Raw genomic sequence first — 23,512 nt, 5'->3', positions numbered from 1 at the left:
CTCTGTCTTGCTAGGCTGACGGCACATAAGCCCGTTTTATAGGTATACAGGGGTTCTTTTGAGGAGTTTAAATGAGCGACATTCTGTTAGCCGTTATTGCCTTTATCCCCATCATTGTGGCAGGGGTGTTATTAGTCGGATTAAACTGGCCCGCCAAAAAAGCGATGCCCATCGTCTTGTTGCTGACCATCATTATCGCATTCACCACTTGGGGGATGTCGTTCAACCGTATTCTCGCTTCTGTTCTGCAAGGTCTCGGCATCACGGTTACTGTGCTGTGGATCGTATTCGGTGCCATTTTCCTATTAAACACGCTTAAGCATACGGGCGCGATCACCGCAATTCGTAACGGCTTTACCAATATTTCTCCTGACCGTCGGGTCCAAACCATCATTATTGCTTGGTGTTTTGGTTCGTTTATCGAAGGGGCATCGGGTTTTGGTACGCCTGCAGCAATCGCAGCGCCTTTATTGGTTGCGATCGGTTTCCCTGCATTGGCTGCGGTGATGGTGGGCATGATGATTCAATCAACGCCAGTATCCTTCGGTGCAGTAGGTACGCCCATTATCGTGGGGGTGAACAACGGTCTAGACGTTCACAATATCAGCAACGCTCTAGCGGCAAACGGTGCGACGTGGGAGTTTTATCTACAACAAATCACCACTAATGTGGCGTTAGTGCACGCCCTTGTCGGTACTTTGATTCCTACCTTGATGGCGGTGATGTTGACGCGTTTCTTCGGTAAAAACCGTAGTTGGACAGAAGGTTTGAATATTCTGCCATTTGCCTTGTTTGCCGGCTTAGCCTTCACTGTGCCATACGCGTTGACTGGTATTTTCTTAGGTCCTGAATTCCCATCGTTAGTGGGTGGTTTGGTCAGTCTAGTACTGGTAGTGAGTGCCGCGAAAGCCGGTTTCTTGACGCCAAAAACAGCGTGGGATTTTGAAGCTGAGCAGGCTTGGCCGAATAGCTGGTTAGGCTCGCTTAAAATGGACCTAAAAGAAGAGCCGAGCAAAGCGTCAATGAACCTTGTCAAAGCATGGTTCCCTTATGTGTTGTTAGCGGTAATTTTGGTGATCAGCCGTGTCAGCGTTGAGTTCAAAGCCTTTTTGTTAAGTGTGACGGTCGGTTTCAAAGATATCTTAGGTGAAGTGGGCGTTAGTGCGTCTTTTGCTCCGCTTTATTTGCCGGGCGGCATCTTGGTGTTTACTGCATTGGTGGCGGCGTTGCTACAAGGGAAAGATTTGAATGCCTGTAAAAATGCCTTGGGCGAGTCAACTAAGACGTTGATCGGTGCGGGCTTTGTGTTGGTGTTCACCATTCCGATGGTGCGTATTTTTATTAACTCAGGCGTCAATGCAGCAGACCTAGCCAGCATGCCTGTGACGACCGCTAATGTGGTTGCGGATCTGGTCGGAAATTCTTTCCCAGCGATCAGTGCTGTGATTGGTGCTTTGGGTGCTTTCATCGCCGGTTCTAACACGGTTTCCAACATGATGTTTAGCCAATTCCAATTCGAAGTAGCGCAAGCGTTAAGTGTGTCGAGTGCAGCTGTGATTTCATTGCAAGCGGTGGGGGCGGCAGCCGGTAACATGATTGCTATTCACAACGTGGTGGCGGCCTCTGCAACCGTAGGCTTATTGGGACGCGAAGGGGCGACACTTCGTAAAACCATCCTTCCGACGATGTACTACCTAATCATGACGGGCATTGTCGGCACTGTGATGATCTACGGTCTTCACTTGACCGATGCCTTGATGAATTAATCATTCTTTCTCAATAAAAAATGGGTGAGCAGTTTCACTCACCCAGTACTACCATGGAGCGCTTTTTATGATCATTTCAGCTTCTACTGACTACCGCGCAGCAGCAAAAGCTAAGTTGCCGCCGTTTTTGTTTCACTACATTGATGGGGGGTCTTACGGTGAACATACGATGCGCCGCAATACTGAAGATTTGGCTGACATCGCATTGCGTCAGCGTATCTTAAAAAACATGTCAGACTTGAATCTTGAGTCTGAATTATTTGGTGAAAAGCTGTCTTTGCCCATCGCTTTAGCGCCTGTTGGTTTAACCGGAATGTACGCTCGCCGTGGTGAAGTACAAGCTGCCAAAGCGGCTGAAAACAAGGGGATTCCGTTTACACTTTCGACGGTATCCGTTTGTCCAATCGAAGAGGTTAGTGCGGCGATCAGCCGACCTATTTGGTTCCAGTTGTATGTCCTAAAAGACCGTGGCTTTATGAAAAACGTACTGGAGCGCGCCAAAGCACAAGGCATTAAAAATCTAGTCTTTACCGTGGATATGCCTGTACCAGGGGCTCGTTACCGAGATATGCATTCGGGCATGAGCGGCCCGAATGCGGCCATTCGACGTGTGCTACAAGCTATGACTCATCCTGCTTGGGCATGGGATGTCGGCATTAATGGTAAGCCTCACGACCTTGGCAATATTTCTACCTATCGTGGTGAGCCGACTAAGCTTGAAGACTACATTGGTTGGTTGGGCAAAAACTTTGACCCATCGATTTCTTGGAAAGACTTAGAGTGGATCCGCGATTTCTGGGATGGCCCTATGATCATCAAAGGTATTTTGGATACGGAAGACGCTAAAGACGCGGTGCGTTTTGGTGCCGATGGCATCATCGTGTCAAACCACGGCGGTCGTCAGCTAGACGGTGTACTGTCTTCGGCAAGAGCCTTACCTGAGATTGCTAACGCGGTAAAAGGTGAGATCAAAATCCTTGTGGACTCTGGGATTCGTACCGGCCTAGATGTGGTGCGTATGTTGGCGCTTGGCGCGGACTGCACCTTGCTTGGGCGAGCATTTGTATACGCCTTAGCGACAGCCGGACAAGCGGGCGTAGAAAATGTCCTAGATTTGATTGAGAAAGAAATGCGTGTGGCAATGACGTTAACGGGTGCCAACAGCATTAAAGATTTGAGTACTGACTCTTTGGTTATGGGCTAGCTTTCATTGCTGTAGCGTTCCAAAAGAAAGCCCCTGCTCGCATGAGCTGGGGCTTTCTTGTGTCTATGTGTGATTACTCAAGTAAGGGGGTTAACTCTAGGGGCTTTCTATTACTCAGATTATGGTCGATTTTGGGCAAGATTATAAAATAAATTAGAAATCACTAATTTAGTGTTTTTTTTTGAGTGCGATGCTGTATTAAAAGATATCTATCTTTTTTTTTGCATTATTTTGCTCATCAAACATCTTGGGTCTTGTTTTAATTTGCTGTACTGTAAGGAAATTGTCAGGGAGAGACGATTTCTACGTTTTTTTACTTCGCCATTAGGATATTAGGCGAGTGAAAAATCATCTTATATTTCTCTTTACAAGCCTCAATACCGAATCATTGGGCGCGCCTGATAGAACTTCCCCTTAGTATTTTAAGCCTCTGATTATAGGGCAATATCCTTGAGAAGGAATTAGGATGAATCGTTCAAAACTTTATCGCTCCGTTGCAGTAGTGGTTGCTGCACCTGCATTACTTTCCGGCTGTGCTTCGATGGGAGACACCTCTAAAACCATGATCGGATGTGTGGGTGGTACCTTGTTAGGCAGTGCGATTGGTTATCTAAAAACGGGTGATGCGCGCGGAATTCTAGTCGGCGGTGTTGCTGGTGGTATGATTGGCTGTGGGATTGGTTCCTACTTAGATCATCGCGAAGAAAAACTGAAAAAGCTCGCTGAAGAAAGTGCGTTAAAGCCTGAGTTCGAGCGTATTGTGATGAATGACAAAACTGGAACAGGCTTCTCAAAAGACGCGAGCGATGATGTTATTGCTTCACAGGTTTCTTTAGCGGGTGTTCAGCCTTTATTTGCATCCGGCAAGGCTGTGATCGCAGATCGCAACAAGTTAAAAAGTCTCCAGTACTTTTTAAAAGGTTACGTGGAAGACCTTGCTCCGGGCTCAAAAATCTATGTAGTGGGGCATACAGATAGCTCTGGATCCGCCGCTTACAACCAGCAATTGTCAGAGAAGCGCGCCCGTTTCATTGCCGATCAGTTGGTGGCCGTAGGAGCCGATCCAGACAGTCTCTTGTATGAAGGTGTGGGGGAATCTCAGCCGATTGCTAGTAATGAAACAGAGCTTGGTAAAGCTAGAAACCGCCGCTTTGAACTGATTGACGTGTTTGTTTCTGAAAAGGACAAAGCCAAGAAACTCAATGAAGTATCTGATCAAAAGGTGCTTCAAGTCGCCTCAGCGAAGAAATCACGTATAGAAAATGTAACCAATAATCTACCGACTGCGCAAACGACTAAAACCACAAAACAATCCAAACCAGTCACCCAATTGCCTGAACCAAAAGTGGCGCTTTCACGTCGCAGCACTGATTCGTTAGAGCTTGGCGGTGTTCCCTTGGCAAGCTTTGATGCAGATTATGTTACTGCGGCACTGGGCGAAGCAGAGCAGGACTATGGTTTTTCTATTTTCTCCCAAGCGATTGCTGATGATGCACCGCTACTAGGCAGCTGTGCTTACACTACCCCTGTCGCTCAGTCTTCTTTGAAAGCCTATAGCGGTCGAACAATTGCCGCTACAGAAGTGAAAGTTGCGGACAGTCCGAAGAACTTATATGGCACTACTTGGTTTGGTATGGCGGATAAAACGGGAGTAACACTTGGTCCTGTTGGCATGCGAGAAGACACGCTTGCACCCACTTATACACCTATTCTGAGTTTCTATAAAAACTATGATGGCAGTGCGCTAAAACCTGATTATGAGTACCCAGTCAATGTCGAAACTTACCGCGGAGATAATACGGTATTGGTTCGCATGTATGCCAAAGATGATAACGCCTTAATGAAGTGTACTGATGTGGTGTATTCGTTGGACGGGGCAACGGCCACAAAGGCCAATGCAGTTATCTACCAGCAAGACCGCGATTTAATGGTTAAAGCATTTAAACTTAAATTAGTACAAGGTTAATAAAATGGACTTAATCTCTTTAATATCTGCTTACCGCGATATTTTAATCGTTATCGCTGCCACGCTAGCGATCTTATTTTATATTGCTTACGCCAATTGGGATGCCGTCAAACTTTGGTGGAAAGGCGTTAAGTATCATAATTTCTTATTTGGTAAATTACGTGGATTATCGAAAAATCCAGATGTTAAGGATCGCTGGTTCCATTCTGAGGCGGCGGTCTGCCAAGATTATAATGAGCTTTACAATAAGATTCACAAAGACGGTAACTACTATGAAGCTTGTAAGAAATACCTGTCGATCGTAGGTGAGTCGGGACGTAGACCATTGTCAGCTTTTATGCTGATCGGGCTGTTTGCCGTGTTAGTGTTAGAAGCATGGGGTTTCAGTTACACCATGAGTGGTTTTATCGATCTCAGTGCGTCCGAGAATACCCGTGTGGTGATGACTTGGATCGTGGCGATTGCCTTCGCAGTGATCCTAGCGTTCTTAACTCACTTGATGGGCCATGAAATCTACCGCAATAGCATCTTGGGCAGAATTCGTAACAACTGGAAAGCGGACCATCCTGATACGCGACCGAAAACCCTTGATGCCATTGAGTTTGACTTCGATATCGAAGATTTCTCAGATGACAATAAGCCGAATTACATGCGTCGCCTGTTCCGTTTGGATGTGGATTCTCCTAAGGAAAAGCGCACCTTTACGATTGCTGCTGTGATCGCCATTTTGACGATCGGTGCGATCATTACCTTTGTGCGTATCAAAACTCTAGAAGTGGCACAAACCCAAGATGTGATGTGTATTGCCGGAGAAAGCGCGGTCAGTGGCGCAGGAGCTATGAGCCTAGATGACCTTTACAGCGATACGCCGCCACCGCCACAAGCCGCACAACAGGCTGCCGCAGATGCCCGTGAGCGTGGTGAAAGTGAGATTTGTCAAGCTACCAAAGAAGGTAGCTGGGCGACCTTTGGCATGTTAGCGATCTTGTTCTTAGTACTACAAGCCTTTGCTACGTGGATTTCTTATAAGTTTGGTTTTGTGGGCAAACATTCAAAAACGGCTTGGGAAAGTACACACAAGTACAAAACCAAGAACCAATATGAAATGGCCATGGACAGCATTGCCAATAACATTGCACAACGCGCGCAGAAAACCTTGAGTGAGCTGCAATCTCGTATGGCCAAGAAGCTAAGTGGCGAGACCATGAATAGCAGTGTGGATGTGCTAATTAATACTTCTGCTGGCCGTACTTTCTTGGACTACGTGGAGCACGAAAGTGATCAGTCTCTGGCAAGCCGCAACCGTCGAGCACGAACTACGCTTGATCGTGAAAAAGAGCATTCCAGCATCATGACTCAGGCGACGGCTACTGAACATAGTGTGGCCGAGCAAAGTGTCGCGGAAGCGGTAACGGCTGGGCCGTTATCCGATGAAGAATTAGAGCGTCAGTTGTTGGCCGAAGCGCAAGCTGAAAGTGATGCTGAAATCGAACGTCAATTGCTTGAGGAAGCGCGTCGTCAGAAGCCTGAAACCCCAGAAGAGCAAAAAGCTCGCATCTTGGCCAAGCTACAAGCAGAAGGGAAGTTGTAATGAAAAAAGCACTATTAGTGTGCGTTATGGCCGCTGCTAGCCAGTTTGTTGTCGCACAAGATGCTCGTGACGACATTAAATCTTGCTACGATTATGCACAGATGTCTGAAGTGAAGCCGAGTAAGCCATTGCGCGATATTGTCGTCATGGTGGATCAAACAGTGAATCTTGATAGCACCTTGAAAAAATCGGTGCACCGCCAACTACAACAGCTGGTGACCAAAGGGGATCGAGTACGTGTAGTGTCCTTTTCAGCGAACGCACAAGGTCGCTATACGGATATCAGCTTTGATGGTCAATTTGATCAGGATCTGCCTACAAACGAGCGCAATGCTATGAACCGCACAGCTTTGCGAAAGTTTGATAACTGTATGGAAATGCAGGGTAGCAAAGCGATTGAGCTGGTACACAAACAGTTGAAAGGCTCGTTCCATGACAGTGACCAGATATATCCGAAAACTGAGCTGGTTGGCTCTTTATTGAATGTGGCGGAAGCAGTGTTTGCCGACATAGATTCAGAACGAACCATCTTGATTCTGGTGTCCGATATGTTGGAGAACTCTGATGTGTCGAGTTTTTATAGCCGCGGACATGTGAAAAGCATCGATGCCGAGCAGGAGTTTGCTAAGTACTCTGCTTCGATTCCACAAGGTGCTTTACATAATACGGAGGTGTTTGTGATCGGTGGTGGCTATGTGCAAGGGGGGCAAGCCTACTCTTCTCAAGCGGCGATTCGATCACTAGAAGACTTTTGGCATAAGGTGATTGCTCAAGCGGGCGGGCAGCTAGTGAAATTTGGCTCGCCACAGCTACTCACGGATATTAAATAATTTCACGCTGGTTTTATTAACCACGCAATGCTTATCGCCGCCTTTAGATTGCTCAGTCTATTGGCGGTTTTTTATGTGAAATGGGGCGATTCCAAGGAGCATGGTTTAGCCTATCCAGTACAACTGGTATCCTAGGTGCTTTGTGATGTAACTGAGAAGAAACAATGATTAACGATAATAAGGTGATTGATACGCTTGAGGAGCTGGAAGCATTTCTACTGGCGGTGGAGAGCGGTGGTTTCGGTCTGAATAATGTAGCTGGTGTAGCGTTGGCAACGAATAATTCAGATGGCCGTCCATTTGTTGCGGTGTTGGACGATAATCATCAGTTACTGCTTGGTCGCTGGGTAACGCAAGACGTGTTTGACAACGGCAAAGAGCTAGTGCGTCGCGGCCCCAATAAAATTCATTGAGTAGTGAGTTATGTCTTTACCACCTTGCCCTAAATGCCAATCCGAATATGTTTACCAAGACCAAGCCTTGTTGATCTGCCCTGAGTGCGCCTACGAATGGAATCCAGATCAGCCAGAGGATGATGATACACCTAAGGTACAAGATGCTAATGGCACCTTGTTGTCTGAAGGTGACAAGGTCACCGTAGTAAAAGACTTAAAAGTGAAAGGTAGCTCTATGGTTATTAAGATAGGTACCAAAGCTTTGATTAAACGTATTGTCGATAGCAAAGATCACCAGCTCGATTGCAAGGTTGATGGCGCTGGCGACATGATGGTGACGGCTAAGTTTGTTAAAAAAGCTTAATCCTCTAAAGAGCAACCTTGTGTTGTGATGAAAGGGCCAAGCGGCCCTTTTTTTGTTGCTAGGCGTGGATAGATCAAAGAATTCGATCTATTGGTCACTATTTCTTCGATTTCAATTATGTAAATGGCAAGCAGGTTATTATTTTATCCTCATCTATTAAGAACAGATTAAGAGGGGCTTTCTACTTAATCCATGCATGATTTGAAGATATAGATGGTTTGATGCTGATTTTTGCGTCCTAAATGTGAAAAGTTTTTACGACTTTTGATGAAATAAGAGTAAATAGTCCTGAACTTGCGTAATTGGTACTTTTATCGTCAATTAAGGCGCTTTTAAAGGTTTGAGGGAAGCATTTTGAAACGCATTTATAAGTACTTTTTTTCTGTTTCGCAGGGGTTAATATTATTCACATCGAAACGCGAAACACTCAATAAAAAGTTTCGCCAAACAACCCATTATGTAACAGATTAAAAGGTGAATAATATGAACTTTAAAACTCCAGCACTGATCGCCGCCCTAACTCTAGCCGCTTCTGCTTCTTTTGCTTCTGGCGATGAAAACAACCTGCTAGACAATTACCTAGATGCGCAAGCACACGCTAAAGCATTGTCTGCCCAGCTAGAAACAATGGGAGTTGAATCTAACCCTACTGTTGAGTTTAACTCGCCAGCGACTTTGTCTCAGAAACTAGATGCTTACCAAGAAAAAGTATCTGAACTGCAAGACCAGTTTGATACAGTTCGCACTGCAAACTAATCCATTCAAACGGATGATAGCGCAACAACCTTGATCCCTGATCAAATCGTCGCGTGACCAACAATAGCCCCGATAGTAATCCTATCGGGGCTATTGTGTTACGAGATATGGATTAGGGGATATCGATGGCGGTTTCAAATTTGTCACGCTTCATTGAAATCAAGGTGCGAAACTTACGCACATTCGGATCGGAATACAGTAGCCGATCACACAAAGATTCATAGGCCACCATGTCAGTGGTCACCACCACCAAGACAAAATCCACTTCGCCCGTCACTTGATAGCATTGTTTTACTTCTGGCGTTTCCTGTACTCGCTGTACAAACGCCTGAAATAAGTGCTTATGATCCCGTTCCATAAAGACTTCCACGACCATGTGTAGCATGGGGCCTAGCTTGCTTGGATCAAGTAGTGTGACTTGTCGAGCAATGTAACCTGATTCGGTTAGCCGTTTGACGCGCTTTAGACAAGCAGGCGCGGATAAACCGACAACTTCAGCAAGTTGTAAGTTGGTCAGGCGGCTATCTTGCTGTAATTGGCGCAGGATATTGCGGTCGATCTTATCGAGTTGAGGCATGATTAATTAAATTTTGTTTTTCAAGGCAAAAACAAATTTATCAGTAAGCATTTGCATATAAAAGAGAAATAATTTCTTATGGGTGCCTTACAATGACGGCATTAAAACATTGCATATAAGGTTGTTATGATGCGTTTGCTACGGGAATGCCGCATTTTGATCCAAGAATCGGGTCGAGTCTATTGGACGTTATTAAAGGTGATGATACCGGCGCTATTGATCGTTAAGGCGTTGGATATGCTGGGCGGTGTGGGTGTATTCGGTCAAGCATTATCGCCGATTATGCAGCTCGTCGGTTTGCCGGATGATGTGGGTATCGTTTGGGCGACTTTAATTCTCACCAACATTTATGCGGGGATGTTGGTGTTTTTTAATCTTGGCGTGTCTGAAAACCTGACCGTGGCTCAGGTGACGGTGCTTGGGGTATTGATGTTATTAGCCCACTCGTTACCAGTCGAAGGTGCCATTGCTAAACGTATGGGAGTGAGTTGGCGAGTGACCATTGCTTTGCGTTTTGGTGGTGCTTTGGTGTTAGGGTTTTTGTTGCACCAGTTCTATTCTTACTTTGATTTATTGCAGCAACCGAGCCAATTAATGTGGCAGCCACCGGCGAATCCAGACACCAGCTTTTTGGGCTGGTGTATAGGGCAGGTTAAAACCATGGCTTGGATTTATGTGATTATTTTATCTCTGATGATCATTTTAAAAATTCTGCGAGTACTGGGGATAGAGCGCCTGATGCATGCTTTGCTATATCCCATTCTGCGTATGCTGGGGATTGGCAAAGCGGCAGCGAATGTGGCGGTGATCGGCACCGTACTTGGCCTTACATTTGGTGCAGGTTTATTGATCAAAGAAGCCGAGTCAGGCCATCTGACAAAGCGTGATATATTCCTAACCATTGGCTTTTTGAGTTTGTGTCACAGCGTCATAGAGGACACTATGTTGGTATTGTTATTAGGGGCGGATTTGTCGGGTATTCTCTGGGCACGTTTGGCCTTTGCTTTGTTCACTATTGCTATTTTGGCACGCTTACCCTTTGTCTCAAGACGCTTGGTCGAGACGAACTAAACATCCTAAACGGGAGCTACCACGGCTCCCGTTCTTTTATATTTCCTTGCATATCTCCTCAATAACATTACATAACGCCTTATCATCTTTCATTATAAAAACTTTCGCTTTTTCTGATGACGGCCTTGGTTTTAAAGCGTGCTGAATTATGTTCTAGTATTGCTCTAATTATTGTTCTACTTTCGCAGATAGGATCCTGAGATGAATATTTTAGAGCAGTCAGATGAGCAAATCCGAGAGCTTGCTGACATCATTTGGAGCGATATGGTTACAGGGGCCAATAATAAAGATTGGGAACTGTATTCTAAATATATGCTTGAAGAGTCGGCTGATGAGCAAGCCCGAGCTGCGGTGGAACATCAGTGGCAATATAGCAAGATGTTTACTTCTCTGACACAAGAGCGTGAGTATCTCGGTGTGTTGCGTCAAGACGATCATGTTTTGGTGTTGTGGAAGCAGTGGAGTACTAAGGTCGATGGTGATTTCTTAGTGATGCTATATCTGAAGACCATTGCGGAAGAAGTCAAAGTGATTGGCTCTTGGATTCGTTAACGGACGGGTTCTTGATAACCTTTAATTTGCTTCGCACCGTCCTCAAATAGCTCAAGCGAACTCAGCTTCTATGGGCTAATAGCTCATAAGAATTTAGGACCAGAAAGTCTCATCTAGTAGTCTAGATGGGGCTTTTTTATTAAGTTATTGATTTTTATGTGTTTATAAAATTAGATCTAATATTTTATAGATTTAACTTGAACGATCGTTTAATAAAGGTTACTAATAAAATGTGTTATGACATTTTTATTACAAAAGGAACGTTCACAATGAAGAGCTTGAAAACATGGGTTGGGATGTCTGGGATGTTATTGACGAGCTTGGCTGCGCAGGCGACGGAGCTGGAGCATTGGCCTGAGAATATTGCGAGTCAGCTAAACCAGATGATCGAACAAAATGCAAACTCGGGAGCGTATGCGGTATTTGACATGGATAACACCAGTTATCAGTTTGATATCGAGGAGTCATTGCTACCGTATTTGGAAATGAAAGGTGTTTTGACCCGCGAAACGATGGACCCTTCATTGAAACTGATTCCTTTTAAAGATACGGATACCTACAAAGAAAGCCTAAATAGCTATTATTACCGTCTCTGTGAGATTGATAACCTAGTATGTTATCCGTGGGTAGCGCAGATATTCTCTGGATTCACATTATCTGAATTGAAAGGCTATGTCGATGAAGTCATGGCTTATAAAAAACCAGTGCCGATTACCTATTATGATGGTGACAAAGTGGTGGAGAGTAGCGTTAATCCGCCGATTGTCTTTAAGGGGATGAACGAGCTTTATAATCGACTACAGGAAAATGGCATTGAAGTGTATGTCATGACTGCTGCCAGTGAAGAAATTGTACGCATGATCGCCAGTGACCCGAAATATGGTTACAACGTTAAGCCAGAGAATGTGATTGGCGTAAATATGCTGCTGAAAGATCGAGAAACCGGTGAACTGACCACATCGCGCTTGCAGATTCGTGACGGGGAATACGACCAAGGCGCTAACATGAAGCTGGAATTGACTCCTTATCTGATGAATCCGATGACTTGGTACGAGGGTAAATTGGGCTCTATTACTGGCTGGATTGATCAATGGCGTAAACCTGTATTAGTTGCCGGGGATTCACCGCTGTCAGATGGTTATATGCTGTTTAATGGTACCGATATTGATAAAGGCGGTATGCGTCTTTGGGTAGATCGTAAAGCTAAATATATGAAACAAGTTGAGGAGTGGAAAGCGGATGCGGCGGAACAGCAAGCAGCTTTAGGCCAAGCTGTGACCGCAAATAAAAATTGGCTGGTTGTGAAACCAAGTGATCTGCATTAATGCTTAAGTAGCGCGTTACTTAATACCTACAATGAGCCCCATCAAGAATCCCTTGATGGGGCTTTTCTATGAAAGATCGAATCCTTTGATGATTCTCTATCTACTTCTTCGATTTCAATTATGTAAGTTAACTCGGCGTTATTGTTTCACTGAACCGATTTAAGGATAGATTGAGGTCTACTTTATACTTAGTTTATGCGCGATGATTGTCTGATCATCTTGAAATACTGGTTTTTGGATGCCGAATTTTGAATGGTTTTTGCGATTTTTCATAAAATAAGAGGGGAATTGTTTGGGGTTTACATATTTTCTACTTTTATCGTCAATTAAGGCGAATTCATCAGCTTGAGGGAAGCATTTTGGAACACGGCTTTAGCCCCTTTTTTTCTGGTTTGGAAGCATTAATATTAATTCCATCGAGACGCGAGATACTTAATTAAATAGCTTCAATTAATTAAACCGTTTCGCCAGACAAAACACACAATGTTTAATAGATAAAAGGTGAATATTATGAACTTTAAAACTCCAGCTCTTATCGCAGCCCTAACGCTTACTGCCACTGCATCGTTCGCAGCGAGTGATGATAACAACCTGCTAGATAACTACTTAGATGCGCAAGCACACGCGAAAGCGTTATCTGCACAACTAGAAACAATGGGTGTTGAATCGAATCCTGCAGTTGAATTCAACTCACCTGTGACCTTGTCGCAAAAACTAGACGCTTACCAAGACAAAATCGATTCGCTACAAGCACAGTTTGATGCACACAGCACATCAGTGACTCAAGCAAACTAATGCATTACAACAGCGTATCGCTTAAGCCGAAAAACAACAAAGCCCCGGTAGGTAACTATCGGGGCTTTGTTGTGTTGGGATTAAAAGTTACCCGGTGCGCACTGCAGGCAAGTTAGCCCCAGCTTACGCCATTGTTCCACCACCGCATCGCGATCATCAAATACTATCCAAGGTTCAAAACCATCGGCATGAATGCGTTCAAGCAACTGCTTTTTTACCTCTTCATCAGATACATGGTCCGCATTTAATGGTCTTAGATAGACGCCATCGTATGGAATATTGTTCTGTTGCATCCAAGCTTCGGAATGCTGCTGATGGCTTTCTGGGCGACCTGAGCAGATGAGGATCTTTTCACCGCTATTCTTGAGGATACTTACTAGCTTAAAGACATTTTCGATCACGGGGGCGTCTTTCATATGATCAAAGAAAGGGTCCCATTGCTTCTCCTTACCTAGTACCCAGTCTTTTACAAGAATTGGATCGAATTCGGCTAAGGTGCCATCTAAATCGACGATGACTGCACTGTGTTTCATAATAAATGTCCTCTGTATGGAATAAGTTCCCAGCAATTGGTTTGGTCACGTTTAGGCTGCACGGTGATTGGCTCAATATTGCCAATGCGCGGACCTTTTGGTGTGCCAAATAGGGAATGATGAATAGCTCTGTAAATACCCGAATGAGCAATGATTAAAGGGTGTTCGTACTGCGCTAGGATATGGTTGATCGTATCGATACTGCGCTTATAGAAATCATCCCAAGGTTCACCGTTTTCAGGGGTTGCGAAATAGTCGGTCGCATCAGGAATAGGGCAGCCCTCTAGACAGCCCCAGTCACGCTCCCGAATACCTTTGAATTGTTTTAGCTCATGGCCCGGTACAGCAAGTTTTGCGGTCTGAATGGTACGCGCTAAATCGCTGGTACAAACTGCTGACCAAGATTTATTAAGAAGCTTAGCGGCATTTCTAGCTTGTTGCTCACCAAGCTCCGATAAGTGACTATCTGTACTGCCTCCAATACGTTTAGCGGCGTTAAAGTTACTCTGGGCATGGCGAGCAAAGACAAAGGGTTTTGAGATAAGTTGCATAGCTAAAGTTCAATGATTGAGGTTGCTAGAAGGCTGTCGCCAAGGCGATAGCGCCATTCGTCGATATCTTCAATAGGGCTAAAGAGAGGCACACAGCGCTGACATTGCAGTTGATCCATAACTCGCGCGATGTCTTGGCTGATCGGGTGAACATTCCAGCGTACAAAGTGCGCATTTCCTGCTGCAACGGCTTGTCTTGCGTGAGCGGGAAGGTGTCCGGTATAGATCACGTTGTACTGCTCAGACTGTTTCAATAATCGTCCTGCATCGCCAGAGAAGCCTTCTGGATCACCACATAAGATAATCGGTGCGTGCTCATCAAAAGCTCTAGGCGCAATATTGGCCGCTAGTTTTTTTAGCTCTGAGCAAACCAACTCATCCGAGACTTGAGTGATGTTATGGGGCTGCAGGCAATCATTGCCTAGAACCCAATCCCTAATACCTTGTTGTTCAAACCAACAGGCCATTTCTAATGCGCGCCCACTTTGCGGCACTGGCATCAAGTTAGGTTTTTCTGTTGAGAGGACAGATAAGATATCTTGTTTCGCTTGATCTTGAGTACGATCGTACAAACCATAAGACGCATCTAATAATGCCGTAGCCGCTTTGGGCGGTCGGTCAAACGGAAACAGTTCAGACTCTAGACAGAAGTCCCCGCTGTAAAAGATGCCATCTGCTAGGTCCAAATGTAGCCAAATACCACCAAAAGAGTGACCTGCGCAGCCCGTTTGAACCCGAACACCACTAATTTCTATCGAGCCTCGGTTTGGAAGTCGCTGAATATTCAAGTGCCTAGGCAAATAAGGGATCACTTGCTCCGTTGCAAACACTGGAACCGATGCTGGGACGTCGCTTAATCCACCTATATGGTCCGGATGATCGTGACTGATAACGATTGCATCGACATCTTCAGGGAGCTGCCAACCTTTATCGGAGTGGCCTTCTAGTGAACCGCCAGCATCAAGCAGAAAGTGCACAAGTTGGCCATTTTCTAATTGGGTTTTAACGGAAATAGCTGCTGCGGCCTTCGCGCCAAAGCCACTTAAAACATTAATAGTCGTGGTCATGGGAAGGCTCTAAAGTCCAAGCTTGTTGAATCGATAATTGGCGTGTTTCGCCAATCTCTAACGGCTCCGTATGATAGGCGTGTAGCGTATCGCCATTTTCAAGCACTAAGAAAATATCGTATCGCTCACCACGGAAAATACATTCGCGAACCGTGCCTTGTAACATGTTGGAGGTGGCAGACAAATCAACATGCTGTGGACGCACCAGCATACGACCTTGATGTTCCGTTTGATCATACAGTAGCCCAATCACATCGGTGGATGTCAGCAGTTGGTTGCCAGAAACCGATTGGCAACGCAGGATCGAGCCTTGGCCGATGAAGTTTGCTACCCACTCATTATTGGGACGAGTGTACAAATCTTCAGGGGTGCTCCACTGCATCAGTTGGCCATCTTTTAATACAGCGATTTGATCCGCCAATGCCATCGCTTCGGCTTGGTCATGGGTGACATAGACCATGGTGGCACCGGTGCGGCGATGGAATTCACGGAAAGTGATTTCCATGCTTTCGCGTAAATGACGATCAAGGTTAGCGAGTGGCTCATCAAATAAAATCACATCCGGCTCAGTCACAAGACTACGAGCGAGCGCTACACGCTGGCGTTGACCGCCGCTTAACTGGCTAGGTAAACGATCTTTAAAGTCGTTAAGTTGCACAATATCCAAGGCATCTTGTACTCGACGTTGATAGTTTTGACGATCCACTTTCTGGATTTTCAACGGATAGCCCACGTTTTCCATCACGGTCATATGTGGCCATAGGGCATAGGATTGAAACACCATGCCAAAGTTGCGCTCTTCGGTTGGTAAATGAAATTTCGTGCTTGAAAGGCACTGATCTCCGTGCTGAATATCGCCAGCCGAGACGGTTTCAAAGCCTGCTAACATGCGCAATATTGTTGATTTACCACAACCACTTGGGCCAAGCAGTGCGACAAACTGCCCAGGTTCAATGGTGAGGGAAAGAGCATCGACGACGGTTTTATCGCCGAAAGACTTGCTGACTGCGTTTAAACTGAGTCGTGCCATGGGATTACACCTTTTGGTAAGCGTGGCGCGAGTAAGCTCAGACAGGCCATCAGCGCTGCCACAAGTAAAACAACTAATACGGAAATTGCAGACGCTAGAACGGTGTCACCGCTTTCGTCCAAGTTAAAGATCAATACCCCCAATGTTTCATTACCAGCGCTCCAAAGCAGAGCAGATACCGTTAGCTCATTGACTGAGATAAGAAACACTAGGATGGCGCCAGCAAAAAAGGCGGGTGCTGTCAGCGGCAGAATAATGTGAACCAAACGCTGAATGGCATTGGCGCCTGCTAGTTGTGCTGCCTCTTCTAAAGCCTTGTCCATCTGGGACATGGCGCTATATATCGGTTTTAAGCAGACACTTAAAAAGCATGACAAATAGGCAAGGAAGATAATGCTCATAGAGCCGTAGATGCTAACGCCAAGGATAGGCAGAGGGCGAGCAAACAACAAAATGAAGGCAATGGCCAATACAATCCCAGGAATGGCATAAGGCACCTCGATCAAGCTAGTGGCTAAAATGCGTGCCTTAAGCGGTAGCTTTAGCAAGATGTAGCTAAGTGGTAAGCAAAGACACATCAAGACCACGGAGGCTGCCCCAGCCAACAATAAGCTGTTGCTAAATGCTCTCGTGGTTACACCTTGGTTCGCGAGCATTTCAATGTAGGCGGAGACAGTGAACGTTTGACTGTTCAACGGCATACCTAAAGCGGGAACAAAGGAGCTGACGACAAGAGCTATGCATGGCACCACTAAGATCATCAGTAATATCAGACCAAGAGCACCTTCGGTTGGCGTGCGCCATTTGCCTAAACGAAATGACATATGACTAGAACTATGCCCAACCAACGCGTATTCACTACGTTGTTGTAGCCATTGCTGCAAAATCATTCCGCCCAATACAAGAAACGAAATCAACATGGATAAGCCTGCCACTTCACTCAGCATACCTTGACCAAAGCCAGCCATCTTTTGGTAAATCAGCGTCGGCAGAACTAAATAGTTCACTGGGATGCCAAGCATGGCAGGGATACCAAAATTGCCTAATGATGAAACAAACGCCAGTGCGGCGCCTGCGATTAACGCGCCACGAGTGAGGGGCAAAATGATATCGATCCAAATGGCTTCTTGTGAGGCACGAGCAACTTTAGCCGCTTCAATCAGGTCTTGAGGTAAACAAAGCAGCTGAGTGCGCAACGCAAGAAAGACTAATGGCGCGTTCTGAATGCCCAATAGCAAGGCGATACCTTCTGCTGAGTACATAGGATTTGGGCTGCCCAGTGCAGGGGCAATGCCAAAGGTATTCAAAATAGGGCTGGCTGGACCAAATAGCTGAAGCCAGCTTAGTGCTGTGACTTGCGGTGGAATCATCATCGGCAACATAAACAGAAATACCCAAATTGCCCGAGCACGGATATTCGTTAGGGTGACGATAAAGGCAAATCCTGCGCCTAATACCACGGCGATCAGTGTGCCAAGGCCTGAGGTATAAAAGCTGTTGCGAAACGCTGTCCATGTTTGGCTGCTGCGCATGATTTCACTGAACGGTGACTGCACATCAAATTGCACGCCTTTTAAGGCTTCAACGATGAGCCGTGCACTGGGCAATAGGCTCAGTAAAGCAATCAAGAGAAAAATAGAAAGAGATAGCCAGCGCAGCTGGCTATCGGTGTTGCGTAAGTACATCGTGGATTAGCCTTCAAAAATATCGCTAAAGCGTTGTTTGTTGGCTTCGTTGTTTTCCAATGTTTTTGCCGCATCGAAAGGCATCAGCTTAATGTCTTCACGCGCAGGGAAGCCTTCTGGAACTGGCATATCAGAGCGTGCTGGCAAGTAGCCTTGGTCAAGCACAAGCTGCTGACCTTGTTTGGATAAAACAAAATCTACGAACTTTTTCGCCGCTTCTTGGTTTTTTGAACCTTTCATGATCGCGACCGGCTCTGTCACCATGCTGACACCTGTTTTCGGAAATATGAATTCAAGAGGTGAGCCTTTTTGCGCTTCACGAATGGCAAGAAAATCGACGATCACGCCGTATGGTTTTGTGCCTGAAGACACGGCTTTTAATACGCTACCGTTACCTCCTTGAGCCATGACTTGGTTGTTATGTAGCGCTTCGTAATATGACCAACCAAGGCTTGGTTCATCCGTAAGTGTTGCTAAGTGAATCAGTGCGGCGCCAGAGTAAAGTGGGCTGGGCATAGCGATTTGGTTTTTGTATTCAGGCTTTGCGAAATCCGACCAATCTGTTGGTTTTTCTGGCGCGCGTTGGTGACGCACGATCCCTGTTGTGATCAGTTTAGTGCCGTAGTAATAACCCTCGTTGTGGTAAAGCGATGCATCGTAGTTTGAGCGGTTAGGGCTTAGGTAGGGGGCTAGGTAGCCATCTTTTGCCATGGATTCCATGGTTACGCTATCAGCGATCAACAGTACATCTGGGTTCACCACACCGCTGCTAAGTTCTGCACGAAGCTTTGTCATCAGTTTGGTTGTGCCATCACGTACCCATTCCACATCGATTCCTGGGTTCGCTTTTTCAAATGCATCGACAGTCATTTGTGCGTCTTTATTTGGCTGGCTGGTGTACAGGGTCAGTGTCTCGGCGATGGATAGAGAGGATATAGAAGCCAAAATACTGGTCGTTACTAGCGTTTTTAACATCTTCATTGCAAGCGTTCCTTAAAGAGTGAGTGTTACTGAAACACTACCGCCATACTTTGACACTAAGATGACTATTGCTTTTCGTTTGAAGTGAAGTTGCTTTCGTTTGAAGTTTTTGTATGTAGAGGGGGGATTATGAATCAGCGTCAACTGGATATTATTCAATGGATTAATGCAAATGGCCGTCAGTCCTTACAAGCGGTAGCTGATGCTTTCGCAGTCTCTGTACAAACCATTCGAAGCGATGTGCGCTTATTATCGGAAAAAGGACTAGTATTAAGGAATCATGGGGAAGTGGTTCCGTTTCCGAACCAGGAAAACATCAGTTTTAATCAACGCCAAATTCACAATGCGGAGGGCAAACGACGCATGGCGGAGCTGTGTTTACAGCAGCTTTCAGATTATCAATCGGTCTTTCTAGGCTCTGGGTCCACCGTTGCTGAATTGGCAAAATGTCTGAATGAAAAAGAAAACTTACATGTGATGACTACGAATCTCCATGCGGCGCGTATTATCAGTGAGCAGCCTAATGGTGAGTTAACCGTTGCTGGAGGTAAAGTTCGTAAACGCGATCAGGATATTGTCGGTGCAGATGCGGTACGCTTCTTCCAAAAATATCGGGCGGATGTAGGTGTTTTTTCGGTATCCGCTATCGATAAGCATGGTGTTCTGTTTGACTTCACGGACGATGACATTAGCTCTTTGGAGGCGTTGGTTGATAATTGCCATTACCGGATTTTAATGGTCGACAGTACAAAGTTTGAACGCGCTTCACGTTGTGTTTGGACGCGTTTGAAAGATATTGATTGCTTGATTACGGACTGTCAGCCGCCTGCTTATCTGCAAAGCAAGATCACTTCTTTAGGTGTGAAATTGATCTTTTGATATTTGGTTTTCTGCTCACCAATGACCTTGTCGTAAAAACTAGACGCTTACCAAGACAAAATCGATTCGTTACAAGCTCAGGCTGCTTTATCCGTATATTATTCCACTTATCCTCTTATATCCCCGTTCGTCACTTGATCATGTCCGCTTGTCCGCTTGTCCGCTTTATGGGATCTTTATTTCATGCTTTTAACGAGCATTTTTTAATCCTATGAAACAGACTGAGTGAAATGATATGAAAAATTCTCTATTTACCGTCACTGTAAAATGTGGCTTGCCCATTGTTTTAGCAAGTATTAGCTATGCTTCATATGCTACTGAGTGGAACGCAGATTTGGGGCTTTCTGTATTGGGTGAGCAGAGCCATGTTTACGGCGAGGAAAACAAAGCTGAGATTCGTCCCTATTTGAACCTTGAGTATGGCATGTTCATTGTCGGTCCAGAAGGGCTGGGGGTATCGGGAAAAGTCGGCAATAACGACCAGCTAAGTGCTGTGTTAGTAATGCGTGAATCCGTTATTGATCGCGATGAAAACGAGCTGCTAAAGCACTTCGAGAAACGAGATGATGCTACAGAGCTGGCGTTTCAATGGACTCACTTCACTCCCTTTGTTGATCTCACAGCGGCGTTATCTTCTGATGTATCAGATACCCACGAAGGCTACGAAGCGAAATTTATGCTGTCCAAAAAGCTGGATACAGACGTAGGCGCTTTTATTCCTGCCGTGGCCATTCAGCATCAATCTGAGGAATTAGTCGACTATTACTATGGTGTTCGAGCGGGTGAGGCCACTAGTCGATTTGCGGCTTATAAAGGTAAAGCTGCAACGAATGCGAATGCCTCAATCACGCATGTCTATCCTATTACGACGGAATGGCATGTGGCGACCAGACTTGCCTATGACCACTTAGGAGAAGGAATCAGTGATAGCCCTATTGTTGAGCGCTCTGGTTATTGGAGTGGTGCTATGTCTGTCTTCTACCGATTTTAACCAATGAACACTGACATTCGCATAGACAAAACATCACACTTGCTGGCTGGGACGGCAAGTGTGATGGCGGGCATGTGTTTCTTGTTTGGCATGATCGTATACATCACAGTATTTTCTTTCGGCTCTTATGGCGACATAGGGAAGTCAATCGCGCCACAGCTGACGTTAATGTCCACTTACTCGGCATTAATGTATTTATGGTATTTTGTGATTTACATCGTGTTCGGTGTGGCGTTGATGGTTTTCCAGATTGCCATTAAACCCCATCTTCAGACGGGCTGGTTTGCATCAATAGCCTTGGTATTCGGCTATTTTTGGTCTGGGCTTACGATTGCAAGCGGAATGTTAGCCAATATCGGTACTCACATGGTTTTAGAGCTTATGGAGGTAAATCAAGAACTTGCTATTTCTCTCTGGTACACATTGCAAATGCTGATCAATGGAATAGGTGGGGGGAATGAGTTAGTGGGGGGGATTTGGTTGCTTTTGTTAGGGCTGAGTTATAAAGCGGATCTTATCATTGAGCGCTGGTTAAGGGCTGTTGCAATCGTGTTTGGCGGTATTGGTCTATTCACGGCTGTGCCTATTCTTACCGATTTGGGAGAGATTTTTGGCATTGGTAGCATGGTTTGGTTTTTAGTGATGGGCTGTTATCAATTGGGACGATACCGAGGGGGAAAAGCGTATGTTTAAACTACCATTTCGGGCTTTTTGGAGCAGCCACGAATTATTAAAGGATACTTTAACAGTATTAATCTACTGCGCTTTAATTGCCGTTGTAATTTGGATTACCGAAGCGGGTGAGTTCTGGATGACGCTACAGATTTCTTTAGTGTTTGGGGCCGCTTGTTTATCTTGTATTCGTTTGAGTATTTATTACCTTCGGGAGAAGCTTTCAGTACTAGGTGCTACCATTCTTGGTTACTTTGGTGGCGTTATCATCGGTATGGGGTATTTGCTTTACCAAGTTTATGACTCCGTCGATGCGGTACTGAATGCCTCATGGTCAGATTTACTGCTTAAAGTGCTGTTTAGCATGCTTGTGACCTATATCTTTTACAATGCTCATCGACTAAGCCGAAAAGAACGAGAGCTGCAAGAGCAAAAACTGAAAACGCTGATGCAAGAAAAGCAGTTAGCAGAGTCCAACTATCAGATGCTGCAATCACAAATTGAACCTCACTTTTTGTTTAATACCTTAGCGAACATTCAAGTGCTGATTGATATTCGGCCTGATGACGCTAAGCGCATGTTGGATGATCTGACCAGCTTGCTTCGTGTGTCCATGAGTAAGATAAAGCAGCCTCGTATTCAACTAATCGAAGAGCTAGATTTAGTGGCAGCGTATTTATCGATTCAAAAAGTGAGAATGGGAGATCGATTGCGCTTTCATATTCATAAAAAAGGCGATGTTGAACGTATAGAATGCCCTCCGTTTCTGTTACAACCATTGGTTGAAAATGCAATCGTTCATGGCATAGAACCGAGTTTAAAAGGCGGGGAAATCGAAATATCAGTTAAGGTTGAAGAGGAGAATTGCCATGTTTCTATTCTGGATACAGGTCTTGGATTGGCGCCAAATTGGCAAGCGTCAGTCTCGTCAGATAAAAAGCATGGCATTGCTTTGAGAAATATTCGACAGCGTTTGTTTTTGATCTATGGCGACCAAGCTCATTTTGATATAGAGAATGTTTACAACGACCAAAAGCAAGTTTCGGGTTGTCTGGTGACCTTGAGTTGGCCGTTAAGTGACTCCCAACAAAAAATGCTAGGAATGGAGCATGTCACACATTAAAACGGACGGATTGATTCAGGTAATGGTGGTGGATGATGAACCATTACTACGTTTTCATCTGCAGAAATTGTTACAGGGATTATGGGAAGACATTGATCAAATCGTGGCGCTGGGGTCAGGGATAGAGGCCATAAATGTTGTTAAGGAACTCGACATCCATACGATTTTTATGGATATAAAAATGCCGGGGCTAAGCGGTATTGAAACAGCCAAGCAACTTCGAGCGTCTGGTTATCAGGGGAATCTGGTATTTGTCACGGCATACGACGAGCATGCGGTCGCGGCGTTTGAGCATGAAGCGCTAGATTATTTGCTCAAACCCGTTGATGAAAAGCGTCTCTATGAATGCATTCAAAGGTTACAAAAACGCTCGCATACAACGGTTAAATACGAGCTTGATGCGGAGCAGTTAAGCCAGCTACTGCCACAACATTCAAACCCAACACTACAATGGATTAACGCCTCTCGTGGTGAGGCCATCCATGTGATTAAAGTCAGCGATATCAGCTGTTTCATTGCGGAAGATAAATACACAACCGTCGTGACGTTGAGCGGGGAGTACTTGATTAAGAAGTCCATTAAGCAGCTCGTAGAGGAGCTTAATAACAATGAGTTCTGGCGTATTCATCGCTCTGTTGTCGTACAAGTCAGTCATATCGAGCGAGTCAATAAAGACGATAATGGAAATTTAACGGTCTACCTAAAAGACATAAAGAAAACCCTGCCGGTCAGCCGAAATAATATGCATCTGTTTAAACAGATGTGATGCCGTGTTAGCTGCAACTGGGAATAGCTGAAAAAACAAAAG

General features: G+C 45.3%; 24 protein-coding genes. 17 read left to right on the top strand and 7 right to left on the bottom strand.

Annotation, left to right across the window (positions count from 1 at the left end):
- Positions 1-71: 71 nt before the first annotated feature.
- From ASC49_RS10355 to ASC49_RS10320, 8 genes are all read left to right on the top strand, one after another.
- Entirely contained in the window at positions 72-1,766 is a 1,695-nt protein-coding gene (locus ASC49_RS10355) for an L-lactate permease (RefSeq protein ID WP_055463176.1), read from the top strand.
- 67 nt (positions 1,767-1,833) lie between these two features.
- Positions 1,834-2,970: an FMN-dependent L-lactate dehydrogenase LldD gene (gene lldD / locus ASC49_RS10350; protein WP_055463175.1), complete on the top strand. Its 1,137-nt coding sequence runs from the start codon at positions 1,834-1,836 to the stop codon at positions 2,968-2,970.
- A gap of 466 nt (positions 2,971-3,436) precedes the next feature.
- A complete protein-coding gene (locus ASC49_RS10345) occupies positions 3,437-4,936 on the top strand; it encodes an OmpA family protein (protein WP_055463174.1) in 1,500 nt (499 codons plus the stop codon).
- A 4-nt stretch (positions 4,937-4,940) separates the two neighbouring features.
- On the top strand, positions 4,941-6,527 hold the full coding sequence (locus ASC49_RS10340) for a cell envelope integrity protein TolA (protein WP_055463173.1): 1,587 nt from the start codon (positions 4,941-4,943) through the stop codon (positions 6,525-6,527).
- On the top strand, positions 6,527-7,357 hold the full coding sequence (locus ASC49_RS10335) for a hypothetical protein (RefSeq protein ID WP_055463172.1): 831 nt from the start codon (positions 6,527-6,529) through the stop codon (positions 7,355-7,357). Before ASC49_RS10340 ends, ASC49_RS10335 begins: the two co-directional genes overlap by 1 nt.
- A gap of 164 nt (positions 7,358-7,521) precedes the next feature.
- Positions 7,522-7,770 carry a hypothetical protein gene (locus ASC49_RS10330; RefSeq protein WP_055463171.1) on the top strand — a complete coding sequence of 83 codons (249 nt, stop codon included), beginning with the start codon at positions 7,522-7,524 and terminating at the stop codon, positions 7,768-7,770.
- Positions 7,771-7,780: 10 nt separating this feature from the next.
- Positions 7,781-8,116, top strand: coding sequence for a zinc ribbon domain-containing protein YjdM (locus tag ASC49_RS10325; protein ID WP_055463170.1), 336 nt, complete (start codon positions 7,781-7,783; stop codon positions 8,114-8,116).
- A 483-nt stretch (positions 8,117-8,599) separates the two neighbouring features.
- A complete protein-coding gene (locus ASC49_RS10320; RefSeq protein ID WP_055463169.1) occupies positions 8,600-8,872 on the top strand; it encodes a hypothetical protein in 273 nt (90 codons plus the stop codon).
- 112 nt (positions 8,873-8,984) lie between these two features.
- Here ASC49_RS10320 and ASC49_RS10315 read toward each other — a convergent pair whose 3' ends face one another.
- Positions 8,985-9,449 (bottom strand): Lrp/AsnC family transcriptional regulator, encoded by a 465-nt coding sequence (locus ASC49_RS10315; protein ID WP_055463168.1) that lies wholly within the window; start codon positions 9,447-9,449, stop codon positions 8,985-8,987.
- Between the two features lie 126 nt (positions 9,450-9,575).
- Between ASC49_RS10315 and ASC49_RS10310 the strand changes: the two genes are divergently transcribed.
- From ASC49_RS10310 to ASC49_RS10295, 4 genes are all read left to right on the top strand, one after another.
- Complete coding sequence (locus ASC49_RS10310) at positions 9,576-10,520, top strand: hypothetical protein (protein WP_055463167.1); 945 nt, start codon at positions 9,576-9,578, stop codon at positions 10,518-10,520.
- Between the two features lie 201 nt (positions 10,521-10,721).
- Positions 10,722-11,072 carry a hypothetical protein gene (locus ASC49_RS10305; RefSeq protein ID WP_055463166.1) on the top strand — a complete coding sequence of 117 codons (351 nt, stop codon included), beginning with the start codon at positions 10,722-10,724 and terminating at the stop codon, positions 11,070-11,072.
- A gap of 269 nt (positions 11,073-11,341) precedes the next feature.
- On the top strand, positions 11,342-12,397 hold the full coding sequence (locus tag ASC49_RS10300) for an HAD family hydrolase (RefSeq protein WP_055463165.1): 1,056 nt from the start codon (positions 11,342-11,344) through the stop codon (positions 12,395-12,397).
- A 510-nt stretch (positions 12,398-12,907) separates the two neighbouring features.
- The gene (locus ASC49_RS10295) at positions 12,908-13,192 is read left to right on the top strand and encodes a hypothetical protein (RefSeq protein ID WP_055463164.1); all 285 of its coding nucleotides are present in this window, start codon (positions 12,908-12,910) and stop codon (positions 13,190-13,192) included.
- Between the two features lie 80 nt (positions 13,193-13,272).
- Here ASC49_RS10295 and ASC49_RS10290 read toward each other — a convergent pair whose 3' ends face one another.
- From ASC49_RS10290 to ASC49_RS10265, 6 genes are read right to left on the bottom strand one after another with little or no spacing between them, the layout of a single operon-like run.
- A complete protein-coding gene (locus ASC49_RS10290; protein ID WP_055463163.1) occupies positions 13,273-13,725 on the bottom strand; it encodes a phosphatase domain-containing protein in 453 nt (150 codons plus the stop codon).
- Positions 13,722-14,276 (bottom strand): histidine phosphatase family protein, encoded by a 555-nt coding sequence (locus tag ASC49_RS10285; RefSeq protein WP_055463162.1) that lies wholly within the window; start codon positions 14,274-14,276, stop codon positions 13,722-13,724. The genes ASC49_RS10290 and ASC49_RS10285 overlap by 4 nt, the downstream gene beginning before the upstream one ends.
- Before the next feature lie 2 nt (positions 14,277-14,278).
- Complete coding sequence (locus tag ASC49_RS10280) at positions 14,279-15,343, bottom strand: MBL fold metallo-hydrolase (RefSeq protein WP_055463161.1); 1,065 nt, start codon at positions 15,341-15,343, stop codon at positions 14,279-14,281.
- Complete coding sequence (locus ASC49_RS10275; RefSeq protein WP_055463160.1) at positions 15,327-16,373, bottom strand: ABC transporter ATP-binding protein; 1,047 nt, start codon at positions 16,371-16,373, stop codon at positions 15,327-15,329. The genes ASC49_RS10280 and ASC49_RS10275 overlap by 17 nt, the downstream gene beginning before the upstream one ends.
- Positions 16,355-18,058: an ABC transporter permease gene (locus ASC49_RS10270; protein WP_055463159.1), complete on the bottom strand. Its 1,704-nt coding sequence runs from the start codon at positions 18,056-18,058 to the stop codon at positions 16,355-16,357. Before ASC49_RS10270 ends, ASC49_RS10275 begins: the two co-directional genes overlap by 19 nt.
- Before the next feature lie 6 nt (positions 18,059-18,064).
- Positions 18,065-19,039: an ABC transporter substrate-binding protein gene (locus ASC49_RS10265; protein WP_211262049.1), complete on the bottom strand. Its 975-nt coding sequence runs from the start codon at positions 19,037-19,039 to the stop codon at positions 18,065-18,067.
- 129 nt (positions 19,040-19,168) lie between these two features.
- Between ASC49_RS10265 and ASC49_RS10260 the strand changes: the two genes are divergently transcribed.
- The 5 genes from ASC49_RS10260 (at position 19,169) to ASC49_RS10240 (ending at position 23,470) form a co-directional block, all read left to right on the top strand.
- On the top strand, positions 19,169-19,918 hold the full coding sequence (locus ASC49_RS10260) for a DeoR/GlpR family DNA-binding transcription regulator (protein WP_055463158.1): 750 nt from the start codon (positions 19,169-19,171) through the stop codon (positions 19,916-19,918).
- Positions 19,919-20,153: 235 nt separating this feature from the next.
- Entirely contained in the window at positions 20,154-20,909 is a 756-nt protein-coding gene (locus tag ASC49_RS10255) for a MipA/OmpV family protein (RefSeq protein WP_055463157.1), read from the top strand.
- 3 nt (positions 20,910-20,912) lie between these two features.
- Complete coding sequence (locus ASC49_RS10250; protein WP_055463156.1) at positions 20,913-21,602, top strand: hypothetical protein; 690 nt, start codon at positions 20,913-20,915, stop codon at positions 21,600-21,602.
- Positions 21,595-22,704 (top strand): sensor histidine kinase, encoded by a 1,110-nt coding sequence (locus ASC49_RS10245; protein WP_055463155.1) that lies wholly within the window; start codon positions 21,595-21,597, stop codon positions 22,702-22,704. Before ASC49_RS10250 ends, ASC49_RS10245 begins: the two co-directional genes overlap by 8 nt.
- On the top strand, positions 22,691-23,470 hold the full coding sequence (locus ASC49_RS10240) for a LytR/AlgR family response regulator transcription factor (protein ID WP_245624686.1): 780 nt from the start codon (positions 22,691-22,693) through the stop codon (positions 23,468-23,470). Before ASC49_RS10245 ends, ASC49_RS10240 begins: the two co-directional genes overlap by 14 nt.
- The last annotated feature ends 42 nt before the right edge of the window (positions 23,471-23,512 follow it).

Origin of the sequence: Marinomonas fungiae (assembly GCF_001418205.1) — a bacterium.
Lineage (GTDB): Bacteria > Pseudomonadota > Gammaproteobacteria > Pseudomonadales > Marinomonadaceae > Marinomonas > Marinomonas fungiae.
Note: the sequence above shows the minus strand (reverse complement) of the source record. Positions and strands in the feature narration are given on the sequence as shown.